10 protein-coding genes, 1 tRNA gene and 2 rRNA genes (1 of these 13 only partly in view) are annotated in these 10,627 nt (G+C 64.4%); 9 read left to right on the top strand and 4 right to left on the bottom strand.

The annotated features are described in order from the left end of the window. From ACZ899_RS15640 to ACZ899_RS15615, 6 genes are all read left to right on the top strand, one after another. A 23S ribosomal RNA gene (locus ACZ899_RS15640) occupies positions 1 to 438 on the top strand (it extends 2,455 nt beyond the left edge of the window). A gap of 134 nt (positions 439 to 572) precedes the next feature. Continuing rightward, positions 573 to 688, top strand: a 5S ribosomal RNA gene (rrf, locus tag ACZ899_RS15635). Between the two features lie 321 nt (positions 689 to 1,009). Then, positions 1,010 to 1,669: a paraquat-inducible protein A gene (locus ACZ899_RS15630; RefSeq protein WP_203648056.1), complete on the top strand. Its 660-nt coding sequence runs from the start codon at positions 1,010 to 1,012 to the stop codon at positions 1,667 to 1,669. After that, a complete protein-coding gene (locus ACZ899_RS15625) occupies positions 1,656 to 2,279 on the top strand; it encodes a paraquat-inducible protein A (protein WP_186714227.1) in 624 nt (207 codons plus the stop codon). The genes ACZ899_RS15630 and ACZ899_RS15625 overlap by 14 nt, the downstream gene beginning before the upstream one ends. After that, on the top strand, positions 2,272 to 4,572 hold the full coding sequence (locus tag ACZ899_RS15620) for a PqiB family protein (protein WP_234561283.1): 2,301 nt from the start codon (positions 2,272 to 2,274) through the stop codon (positions 4,570 to 4,572). Before ACZ899_RS15625 ends, ACZ899_RS15620 begins: the two co-directional genes overlap by 8 nt. Positions 4,573 to 4,629: 57 nt before the next feature. After that, entirely contained in the window at positions 4,630 to 5,145 is a 516-nt protein-coding gene (locus ACZ899_RS15615) for a histidine phosphatase family protein (RefSeq protein ID WP_234561284.1), read from the top strand. Here the strand turns inward: ACZ899_RS15615 and ACZ899_RS15610 are convergent. After that, positions 5,142 to 6,098: an arsenic resistance protein gene (locus ACZ899_RS15610; protein ID WP_234561285.1), complete on the bottom strand. Its 957-nt coding sequence runs from the start codon at positions 6,096 to 6,098 to the stop codon at positions 5,142 to 5,144. The genes ACZ899_RS15615 and ACZ899_RS15610 overlap by 4 nt on opposite strands. Positions 6,099 to 6,173: 75 nt before the next feature. Between ACZ899_RS15610 and ACZ899_RS15605 the strand changes: the two genes are divergently transcribed. Then, positions 6,174 to 6,881, top strand: coding sequence for an SDR family NAD(P)-dependent oxidoreductase (locus ACZ899_RS15605; RefSeq protein ID WP_234561286.1), 708 nt, complete (start codon positions 6,174 to 6,176; stop codon positions 6,879 to 6,881). 70 nt (positions 6,882 to 6,951) lie between these two features. On the opposite strand, the gene ACZ899_RS15600 is transcribed toward ACZ899_RS15605, so the two are convergent. Beyond that, positions 6,952 to 8,121 (bottom strand): hypothetical protein, encoded by a 1,170-nt coding sequence (locus ACZ899_RS15600; RefSeq protein ID WP_232857379.1) that lies wholly within the window; start codon positions 8,119 to 8,121, stop codon positions 6,952 to 6,954. 66 nt (positions 8,122 to 8,187) lie between these two features. On the opposite strand from ACZ899_RS15600, the gene ACZ899_RS15595 reads away from it, so the two are divergent. After that, positions 8,188 to 8,772 carry a YcbK family protein gene (locus tag ACZ899_RS15595; RefSeq protein ID WP_234561287.1) on the top strand — a complete coding sequence of 195 codons (585 nt, stop codon included), beginning with the start codon at positions 8,188 to 8,190 and terminating at the stop codon, positions 8,770 to 8,772. On the opposite strand, the gene ACZ899_RS15590 is transcribed toward ACZ899_RS15595, so the two are convergent. Continuing rightward, complete coding sequence (locus ACZ899_RS15590) at positions 8,712 to 9,617, bottom strand: LysR substrate-binding domain-containing protein (protein ID WP_234561288.1); 906 nt, start codon at positions 9,615 to 9,617, stop codon at positions 8,712 to 8,714. The genes ACZ899_RS15595 and ACZ899_RS15590 overlap by 61 nt on opposite strands. A 211-nt stretch (positions 9,618 to 9,828) precedes the next feature. On the opposite strand from ACZ899_RS15590, the gene ACZ899_RS15585 reads away from it, so the two are divergent. Then, a complete protein-coding gene (locus ACZ899_RS15585) occupies positions 9,829 to 10,443 on the top strand; it encodes a LysE family translocator (protein WP_234561289.1) in 615 nt (204 codons plus the stop codon). A gap of 54 nt (positions 10,444 to 10,497) precedes the next feature. Here ACZ899_RS15585 and ACZ899_RS15580 read toward each other — a convergent pair. Beyond that, a tRNA-Met gene (locus ACZ899_RS15580) sits at positions 10,498 to 10,574 on the bottom strand. Between the last annotated feature and the right edge of the window lie 53 nt (positions 10,575 to 10,627).

The raw sequence follows: 10,627 nt of genomic DNA, 5'->3' as shown, positions 1-10,627 counted from the left end.
CAAGAGTTCATATCGACGGCGGTGTTTGGCACCTCGATGTCGGCTCATCACATCCTGGGGCTGAAGCCGGTCCCAAGGGTATGGCTGTTCGCCATTTAAAGTGGTACGCGAGCTGGGTTTAGAACGTCGTGAGACAGTTCGGTCCCTATCTGCCGTGGACGTTTGAGATTTGAGAGGGGCTGCTCCTAGTACGAGAGGACCGGAGTGGACGAACCTCTGGTGTTCCGGTTGTCACGCCAGTGGCATTGCCGGGTAGCTATGTTCGGAAGAGATAACCGCTGAAAGCATCTAAGCGGGAAACTTGCCTCAAGATGAGATCTCACTGGAGCCTTGAGCTCCCTGAAGGGCCGTCGAAGACTACGACGTTGATAGGTTGGGTGTGTAAGCGCTGTGAGGCGTTGAGCTAACCAATACTAATTGCCCGTGAGGCTTGACCATATAACACCCAAGCAATTTGCAAAGCGCAGATTGCGGTGGTGAAGACGAAAGAACCGAAAGTTCGCGACAAACCACAAAGATCACATATCCGAATTGGCTGGAGTATCCATCTGGATGTTCTGGCAACAGAATTTCTTGACGACCATAGAGCATTGGAACCACCTGATCCCATCCCGAACTCAGCAGTGAAACGATGCATCGCCGATGGTAGTGTGGGGTTTCCCCATGTGAGAGTAGGTCATCGTCAAGATTCATTTCGCAAAACCCCTATCTGCGCGAGCAGGTAGGGGTTTTGTCTTTTCTGCGTTCCCAAATAAACACAGTCTCCCCCTGTAGGAGCGGCCTCGCGCCGCGAAAGGGCCGCAACGCGGCCCCAGGATTTGTGCATCAAGCTGATATCGCCGGGTCTGCTACGCAGCCCTTTCGCGGCACAAGGCCGCTCCTACAGGGAGGGCGATTCGCTTGCGGAAAATGTGACCCGGCTACCGATACAGTTCCTCATAATGGCCATCTCCCACAATTCGAGTCGGAACACTAGAATAGAGCCGACGCATCCATTCAGAATGCCTTTATGCCCAACCCTGTCGATCCCGAAGCGCTCGCGCAGATGCCGCTGGACGAACTCGTGGCCTGCCACGAGTGCGACCTGCTGATGCGCAAGACCACGCTGCAAAATGACGAGAAGGCCCAGTGCCCGCGCTGCGGCTACGAGCTGTATGCCCATCGCCACAACCTGATCAACCGCAGCCTGGCCCTGGTCCTGACCGCGTTGCTGCTGTACGTGCCGGCCAACTTCCTGCCGATCATGCAGTTGCACCTGCTCGGCCAGACCTCCGACGACACCGTCTGGAGCGGTGTGCTTGGTCTGTACAACTCAGAGATGCGCGGCATCGCCGTGGTGGTGTTCCTGTGCAGCATGGCCATCCCCTTGCTCAAGCTGCTTTGCCAGCTGATGGTGCTGCTGAGCATCCGCCTGGATATCGGCCGCAGCTACGGCCTGCTGATCTATCGTATCTATCACCACCTGCGTGAGTGGGGCATGCTCGAGGTCTACTTCATGGGCGTGCTGGTGGCCATCGTCAAGCTGGTCGACCTGGCCGAACTGAGTATCGGCCTGGGCCTGTTCTGCTTCATCAGCCTGTTGCTGGTGCAGGTGTGGCTCGAGGTGGTCATGTCGCCGCACCAGATCTGGGTGGCCTTGTCGGGGGAGGATGTCCATGCGGGCGATTGATGCAGGCATCCTGGTCTGCAATGAATGTCACGAACTGAATCGCCAGGAGCCGGACAGCACCTCGCAGACCTGTACCCGCTGCGGTGCGGTGGTGCATGCCCGGCGCCCGAACAGCATCGTGCGCACCTGGGCGCTGCTGATCACGGCGATGGTGCTCTACATCCCGGCCAACGTGCTGCCGATCATGACTGTCAGCGCGCTCGGCCAGGGCAGTCCGGACACCATCATGTCCGGCGTCATCACCTTGATGAAGCATGGCATGCTGCCGATCGCCGCGGTGGTGTTCATCGCCAGCATCCTGGTGCCGACCTTCAAGCTGGTCGGCATCGCCCTGCTGCTGTACTCGGTGCAGCGCCACCAGCCGCTCTCGGCGCGCCAGCGCATCCTGATGTACCGCTTCATCGAATTCATCGGCCGCTGGTCGATGCTGGACATCTTCGTCATCGCCATCCTGGTGGCGGTGGTGAATTTCGGCCGCATCGCCAGTGTCGAAGCCAATCTGGGCGCCGTCGCCTTCGCCACCGTGGTGATCCTGACAATGCTCGCCGCTTTAACTTTCGATCCCCGACTGATCTGGGACAACACGGAGTCGGATGACGACCATGAGTGATTTGCCTACGGCTAAAACCCGCCCCGCTTCGAACTGGTCGGCTATCTGGATCCTGCCGTTGATTGCCTTGGCGATTGGCGGCTGGCTGGCCTGGAAGGCCTACAGCGATGCCGGTATCGAGATCCAGGTGCGCTTCGAGAGTGGCGAGGGCATCGTCGCCAACAAGACCGAGGTCATCTACAAGGGCATGTCGGTGGGCAAGGTCGTCGCCCTGGTGCTGGATGACAAGGGGGAAAACCGCGGGGTGGTCGCCACCATCGAGATGCGCAAGGAGGCAGGGCCGCACCTGACCAAGGGCACGCGATTCTGGCTGGTGAAGCCAAGCGTCAGCCTGGCGGGCATTACGGGACTGGAGACGCTGGTGTCGGGTAACTACATCGCCGTCGATCCGGGGGAGGGCGAGCAGACCAAGCGTTTCACCGCGCTCAAGGAGGCCCCGCCGCTGTCCGATAGCGAGCCGGGTTTGCATCTTGTCCTCAAGGCCGAGCGCCTGGGCTCGCTCAACCGTGACAGTCCGGTGTTCTACAAGCAGATCCAGGTGGGCCGGGTGAAGAGCTATCGCTTGTCCGAAGACCAGGGCACGGTGGAGATCAAGGTGTTCATCGCCCCGGCTTACGCCAGCCTGGTGCGCAAGCACACGCGGTTCTGGAACGCCAGCGGGGTCAGCATCGACGCCGACCTGTCCGGGGTCAAGGTGCGTACCGAGTCGCTGTCGAGCATCGTCGCCGGCGGTATCGCCTTCGCCACGCCGGAAAACCGCAAGGACAGCCCGCCCACCGATCCGAGCCTGCCGTTCCGCCTGTACGAAGACTTCGACGCCGCCCAGGCCGGCATCCGGGTCAAGGTCAAGCTCAGTGACTTCGAGGGGCTGCAGAAGGGCCGCACGCCGGTGCTGTACAAAGGTATCCAGGTGGGAACGCTGAAGGAACTGAAAGTCGAAGGCGACCTCTCCACTGCCATGGCCGAGCTGACCCTCGATCCGCTGGCCGAAGACTACCTGGTCGAAGGCACCCAGTTCTGGGTGGTCAAGCCGTCCATTTCGCTTGCCGGCATCACCGGCCTCGAGGCGTTGGTGAAGGGCAACTACATTGCCGTGCGCCCGGGTGAGCCAGGTGCCAAGCCGCTGCGCGAGTTCGAGGCGCGCCCTAAGGCGCCGCCGCTGGACCTCAAGGCGCCAGGCCGGCACATGGTGCTGTTCGCCGATACCCTGGGCTCGCTGGAAGTGGGCAGCCCGGTGATGTATCGCCAGGTGCGCGTGGGTAGCGTGCAGAGCTACCAGTTCGCCCGCAACAGCAAGCGCATCCTGATCGGGGTGCACATCGAGAAGGAATACGAGAACCTGGTCAACGGCTCCTCGCGCTTCTGGAATGCCAGTGGCATCACCCTGACCGGCGGTCTCTCGGGGATCCAGGTCAAGAGCGAGTCGTTGCAGACGCTGATGGCTGGTGGCATCGCCTTCGATACGCCGAAACCGGATGTGCCGCTCAAGCGCCGTATCCCGCGCTTCCGCCTGCATGAAAGCCAGGATGCGGCCAACCGTGCCGGTACCTTGGTCACCATTCGCGTGGAGCGCGCCGAGGGCCTGAAACCGGGCACGCCGATCCGCTTCCGTGGGCTGGATGTGGGCAGTGTCGAGAGTGTCGACCTGACCGCCGACCTGCAGGCCGTGGTGCTGCGTGCACGGATCACCCAGGCGGCCGAGCGCATCGCCCGTGCCGGCACCCAGTTCTGGGTGGTCAAGCCGGCCTTGGGCCTGGTGCGTACCCAGAACCTCGACACGCTGATCGGTGGCCAGTACCTGGAGGTGCTGCCGGCGCTCAAGGACAAGGGGCCGCAGCGTGACTTCATCGCCCTGAGCGATGCGCCGGAAGTGAAAGGCGAGGAGGTCGGCCTGCCGCTGACCCTGAGCGCGGCGCGCCGTGGCTCGATCAAGCCGGGTGTACCGGTGACCTACCGCGAGGTCACGGTCGGCAGGGTCACCGGCTTCGAGCTGGGCCAGACCGCCGACCGGGTACTTATCCACATCCTGATCGAGCCGCGCTATGCCGGGTTGGTACGCGGCGGCAGCCGCTTCTGGAACAGCAGCGGCTTCGGCTTCGACTGGGGCCTGTTCAAGGGCGCCACGGTGCGCACCGAGTCGGTGGAGACCCTGATCGAGGGTGGGATTGCCTTCGCCACGCCGGACGGCGAGCAGATGGGCAACCCGGCGCGGCCGCAGCAGACCTTCGCCTTGTTCGACAAGCCCGAGGATGCCTGGCTGGAGTGGGCACCGAAGATCCAGATCGGCAAGTGATGCATGCCGGGCCGCCCGCCTGGGTGGCCCTGCTGTGCGGGAGGGCGCGCGCCAGCCATGAAACCCATTCACCTCACCCTGGTCTGCCACGCCCGCACCGAGGCGCAGCGGGTGGGCCGCTTCGCGTTCGATGACGAGCCGCTGCGTGATCCTTCGGCGCCGCTATCGACAACCGCCCGTTGCCTCACCGCGCCGGAGCTGCGTGCCCGGCAGACGGCCGAGGGCCTGAACGCGACTGTCGATGAGGGGCTGCGCGACTGCGACCTGGGCAAGTGGAAGGGCCTGCCTCTCAAGCAACTGGACGAAGACGCCCTCCAGGCCTGGCTGTCCGACCCGCATGCCACGCCGCATGGCGGTGAGTCGATCGCCGCCTTGTGCGAGCGCGTCGCCATCTGGATGGACAGCGCCCTGTTGCCTGGCCAGTGGCTCGCCATCACCCATCCCTTTGTCATCCGCGCGGCGATGCTGCATGCGTTGGCTGCGCCCCTGGCGTCCTTCCAGCGGATCGATGTGCCGCCCCTGGCCGAGGTGCGCTTCAGCCATTGCGGCCAGTGGCGCTTGCAACTGGCTTAACGGCGAATCAACGCCGGTACGGCGCGGATGTAGATCAACTCGCTGACCAGCTCCACCAAGGTCTGGGTAATCACCGCCGCCGCCGCCAGCGCCCGGATCGGCTCCGGCAACGCCAGCGCCAACGGCAGCACCACCAGCGAATTGCGCGTGGCGGCACTGAAAGTCACCGCCCGGGCCTCGCCTGTGGATAACCGCAACAGCCGCGCCGCGAGCAATCCGAGCAGCGGTGCCAGCAGGGCGAAGCCGGCATACACCGGCAGCACCGGCAGCAGGTCGTCGAGACGGGTGGCCACCACGCCGATCTGCGAAGCGATCACCACCACCAGTACCAGCGCCATGGCCGGCACCGGCAGCCAGGCCCAGGCATCGTTCCACTTCGCGACCAGGGTCGAGCGCCGCGCCCCGGCGCTGCTGGCGACAGCCAGCAACAGCGGCAGAACGATCAACAGCACGAACGCCTCGATAAAGGGCACCAGCGAGATTTCCACGCTACCGGCGCCTTCGAGCATCAGCGCCAGGTACAAGGGCAGCAGCGCCAGTTGCACCAGCAGCAGCACCGGCGTGGCGGCAAGGGTCAGGCGCGAGTCACCTTTACCGATATGGGTGAACACCACCACGTAGTCGATGCAGGGCGTCAGCAGCACCAGCAAGGCGCCGACCAGCACGGCGGGGTGTTCGACCAGGCCACGAGTGCCGGCCCACACCAACAGCGGCACCAGCACGAAGTTGGCCAGCAGCAGCGCGCCCATGAAACGCCGCTTGCCCAGGCCCGCGCGCAGGTCGAGGAAAGGGATCTGCAGGAACATCGCGTACATCAGCACGGCGATGGCCGGGGTCACCAGCGCCGCCAGTGGGGCGGTGGCGCCCGGTGCCAGCAGGCCGAGGGCGGCGGCCAGCGCCACGGCGACAAAATAGAAGGGGATCTGGTTGCGTTCGAGTTGATCTCTGTCCACGGTGTCCTGGCATTTCCGACTGATTTGCTGGGTTGGGCAGGGTACTATCTGGCGCAGTCCATAGGGAGTGATTCGATGCGAATTCTAGTGGTCGGTGCGAGCAAGGGATTGGGACGGGCGCTGGTACAGGGCCTGGGTGGCGTAGGCGATACGCTGGTCGGTGTATCGCGCACCCGGCCGGCGGCGTTGCCGGGCGCGGTACGCTGGATCGAGGCCGACCTCGGCCAGCCGCGCCAGGCCGCCGCGATCATCCACGAGGCGGTGTCCGGGGACGGGCTGGATGTGCTGGTCTACAACGTCGGGATCTGGGAGGCGCGGGCCTTTGACGAGGGCTACAGCTTCCTCGACGACGACGAGGCGCAGATCGAGCGCATGGTCGACACCAACATCACCGCGCCGCTGCTGTTGATCAAGCGCCTGCTGCCGGTACTGCTGCAAAGCCCCCGGCCACGGATCATTCTTACCGGTTCGACCTCGGGCCTGCCTGGTAGCGGGCGGCCAGAGGTGACTTTTGGCGCCAGCAAGTTCGGCCTGCGCGGCATTGCCGAGGCGCTGCGCGAAGGCTTCCGCGACCAGGGCCTGGGCGTGAGTTGCCTGAACCTCGGCTACCTGAACACCGAGGACGGCCTGGATGTGCCGCTGGCCCAGGCCGAGCGACGCGGGGAGGGCGCGCTGATCCCCGTGCACGATGTGGTGCAGGTGTGCCGGATGATGCTGAGCCTGTCATCTTCCAGCTACGTGCGTGACATCACCCTGCCGGCGTTGCGCGACGAACGCTTCTAACCGCGTTTGACGCCAAAGGGGCGCAGTCGCCCCTTTGGCCCAGGCTACCTGGAGCGATCGACTGGGCGGCTCAAAGCGCCCGGTCGGTCTCGTTGGTCTCCAAGGGCTTGCGCAGATCGCGCAGGCTACGCGTCACCGCCCCGGTATTGCACTTGGCCGCCGCCTGTTCCGGCGTCATGTCGCGGATGGTGCGGTAGAACAGCTCGCAGGTCTGCTTCTTCTGGGTCACCTGCCACTTGCTGGTGCAGGCCTGCAGGGTGAGCTTGGCATCGGCCTGCGGGTTGCGGCCCATGCCGGCCTGCCAGCAGGCGGCGGAGAGGTCCTGGCCCATCATCTTCAGGCCCGCGGCGTCGGCCTTGTCCTGGTCGCCGTCGTAGCTTTTCGGGTCGGCGGCGTACCAGATCGCGCTCGGATGGTTGGCGCCGAGCACGGGCACCTTGGCGCTGTCCGGCTCCGGCGCGATGCTGACCAGCCCCAGCACGTTGACCTTCGGCCCGTACTGCTGCTGGATCCACGCCCGCACCGGCGCGCCGAAGGCGACCATCGGCAAGGCGGTCTTGCCGTCGTGGGTGAGGGCCACTTCCTTGACCATCCGCACCTGGTAATCGTTGAAGTAGCTGTACACCCCTTCCAGGTCCTTGCCCGCGCTGGCCGGCGCGGCGATCGGGGCGATATCGACGATGGTCTGGTAGGCCGGGGTCTGGGTGGCCTCGACGCCGTTGAAGGTCAGAAGCTCTGCCCAGCGGTCGGTGGTGTTGGACTTCAGGTAGTCTTGATAGCGGGTCAGCGAGTAGTCCGGCGGGAAGTGCAGCAGTTCGACGCTGCGGCGGTTCTCCAGGGCCATTCCCAGGGGCAGGAACAGGTACCAGCTGTAGTCCCAGCCGCCTTTCTGGTTGAGGCGGGTGGCGCCCTGGTAGGCCAGTTCGCCGCTGTCGAGCAGCTTGCGCAAGGGTTCGGTATAGCTGGCCGGCACGCCGGTGATGCTGGCGTGCAACTTGTCGTTGTCGCGGTTCACCGTGACCTTGGCGTTGGCGTAGCCATCGCGCTGCACGCTCTGGGTGAGGTAGTGCTCGACAGTCTTCTCGAGTGTCCAGTCGCGGTAGCAGATCACGTTGCAGTTGTTGGGGTAGGCGAACAACCGGGTGACCCGTTGGGCGTCGCCCAGGTCGATCTGCGCGTCGGCCATGGCCAGGCCGCTGAAGGCGAGGGCGGCCAGGCCCGATACAGCAATCTTGTGCATGCTTAACTCCTTGTCAGTGGCCGCCAGGACGGCGGGCGCGCCCATGGTGGACGAAGAGGTGGGGGAATGAAAAGCGCCAGGACATGGCTATTGGCTAGCGCGTTGATCGGGCTCGGTGCAGTCCAGGCCGATGAGCGTGATGTGTGGATGTTCGCCCAATGGGCCGGGGATCACGAGAACCGCAGGTTTCGTGAAATGCTGGTGGACGCCCGGCTGTATGGCGTGGTGCCGATCCATCAGTTGCTGCGCTCGGCCTCGGACTGGCGCCAGTGCAAGGCCTCGCCCTTCGCGGTGGCGCCAGCGAGCCATTGGCCGGCGGTGCGCTCGACGCTGGCCTTGATCCAGACCCTCGACCGGCAGGGCATCCTGCGTCAGTTCGAAGTGGTGTCGGCCTACCGCGATCCCCGGCTCAATGCCTGTGCCGGCGGCGCACCGAGCAGTGCGCACATGCGCGCCTTCGCCGTCGACCTGCTGCTGCCACGCGGGGTCGACCCGAGCCCGCTGTGCCGCTTCTGGCAGCAGCACGGCCAGGCCTGGAACATGGGGTTGGGCCGTTACCCTTCGGGGCGCATCCATATCGACACGGCCGGCTATCGCACCTGGGGCGGTGACGGCAGGGCCGGTTCGTCGTTCTGCAGCAAGCCCAGATGAGCCAGGCAGGCCCGGCACTCGTCACCGACCCACTGCGCGAAACACTGGCGCTTGCTGCCGTCATCCAGTGGCTGCGGGCTGAGCAGGTGGTAGCCGGAGCCATCGCGCAGGAAGCCGTACGGCGCCTGTAGCTGACCGTTGTCCAGTTCGTCACGCACCATCAGCGCCGAGGCGATGGCCATTCCCATGCCCGCGCTGGCGGCCTGGATCGACAGGTAGAAGTGCTCGAAGTCGCTGCGCGCCGTTTGCCGGAAGTCCTGGCCACTCAGGCGCAGCCAGTTGGCCCAGGCGTCGGGGCGGGTGGCGCTGTGCAGCAGGCGCTGGTTTTTGAGATCCGGCGTGGCGACCGGGCCGATCCATTCATCGCAGATCTTCAGGCTGTGCAGCTGGCGGTCCCAGTGGAAGTCATCGCGGCGCAGGGCCAGGTCGATGCCGCCGCGGGCGAAATCCACCGGCCCGCCGGCCGCCACCAGGTGCAGTTGCAGGTCGGGGTGCCGGGCATGGAAGCGCGGCAGGCGCGGAATCAGCCAGCGCATGGCGATGGTTGGCTCGCAGGACACCACCAGCACGTTGTCGTGGGCTTGCTGGTGCAGACGCTGCACGGCGCCCTCCAGTTGCTCGAAGATCGCCTGGGTGGTGGCCTGCAGGTCGCGTCCGGCGCGGGTGAGGAAGATTGCCCGGTTGCGCCGTTCGAACAGTTCCACGCCGAGGCCTTCCTCGAGCAGGCGCACCTGGCGGCTGACGGCGCCGTGGGTGACGTGCAGGTGCTCGGCAGCGCGCACGAAGCTTTCGGTGCGGGCGGCGATGTCGAAGTAGCGAAAGGCGGTGAGGGGGGGCAGTTTCATGTGCTGGCCTGTTCCGGCCCTATCGCGGGGCAAGCCCGCTCCCACAAGTGAAGCGCGCGTGGGAGCGGGCTTGCCCCGCGATAGGCCGGTCGATTCAATGCAAATAGGTGATTAAAACTAGCAGATTAGCCTCACTATAAATCGATTTTTACCCGTTCAAGGCAACAGGATAATCCGGTCTTCCGTGAATTTTCATCGAGGATACCTGTTCGTGAACGAACTCATCGCCGTCGCCCTCTTCACCCTCCTTGCCGTCATCAGCCCCGGCGCCGACTTCGCCATGGTCACCCGCAGCAGTTATGCACAGGGCCGCAAGGCCGGTCTCGCGGCAGCGATGGGCATCGCGCTCGGCGTGCAGGTGCATGTGCTGTACACCGTGCTCGGCATCGCCGTGATCATCAGCCAGAGCCCGACCCTGTTCCTGGCCATGAAGGTGGTGGGGGCGGGCTACCTGGTGTACCTGGGCTACAAGTCGCTGACCAATACCACGCGTATAAGCCTCGACGGCCTGGCGCACAGCGAGACAAATGTGGTGAGCGCCTTGCGTACGGGCTTTCTGACCAACGCGCTCAACCCCAAGACCATGCTCTTCGTGGTCAGTGCCTACACCCAGGTGGTGCAGCCCGGCAGCCCGCTGGCGCTGGACTTCGCCTATGGCGCGTTCATGTCGTTCGCCCATTGGGTGTGGTTCAGCCTGGTGGCGGTGTTCTTTTCCAACCACTTGCTGCGTCGGGCGATGATCGAGCGGCAGGTGGTGGTCGACCGGGTCATCGGCGTGGCGTTGATCAGCCTGGGGCTGGCCGTGGTGGTGGCAGGCGTGAAGTAGCTTTTTCGCAGGCAAAGAAAAAGGGCTTATCTTTCGATAAGCCCTTTTAAAAGGTGGTGGCTACACAGGGACTTGAACCCCGGACCCCAGCATTATGAATGCTATGCTCTAACCAACTGAGCTATGTAGCCAACTTGGCGCGCATTATTAGCTCGAATCGCGATCCTGTCAACAACGTTTTTAA

Source organism: Pseudomonas sp. TE31087 (assembly GCF_057284075.1).
This window is presented reverse-complemented; position numbering and strand designations above follow the sequence as displayed.

Coding starts and splice junctions, on each gene's coding strand:
- ACZ899_RS15630 (WP_203648056.1), top strand. CDS start 1,010: ATGCCCAACCCTGTCGATCCCGAAGCGCTCGCGCAGATGCCGCTGGAC.
- ACZ899_RS15625 (WP_186714227.1), top strand. CDS start 1,656: ATGCGGGCGATTGATGCAGGCATCCTGGTCTGCAATGAATGTCACGAA.
- ACZ899_RS15620 (WP_234561283.1), top strand. CDS start 2,272: ATGAGTGATTTGCCTACGGCTAAAACCCGCCCCGCTTCGAACTGGTCG.
- ACZ899_RS15615 (WP_234561284.1), top strand. CDS start 4,630: ATGAAACCCATTCACCTCACCCTGGTCTGCCACGCCCGCACCGAGGCG.
- ACZ899_RS15605 (WP_234561286.1), top strand. CDS start 6,174: ATGCGAATTCTAGTGGTCGGTGCGAGCAAGGGATTGGGACGGGCGCTG.
- ACZ899_RS15600 (WP_232857379.1), bottom strand. CDS start 8,121: ATGCACAAGATTGCTGTATCGGGCCTGGCCGCCCTCGCCTTCAGCGGC.
- ACZ899_RS15595 (WP_234561287.1), top strand. CDS start 8,188: ATGAAAAGCGCCAGGACATGGCTATTGGCTAGCGCGTTGATCGGGCTC.
- ACZ899_RS15590 (WP_234561288.1), bottom strand. CDS start 9,617: ATGAAACTGCCCCCCCTCACCGCCTTTCGCTACTTCGACATCGCCGCC.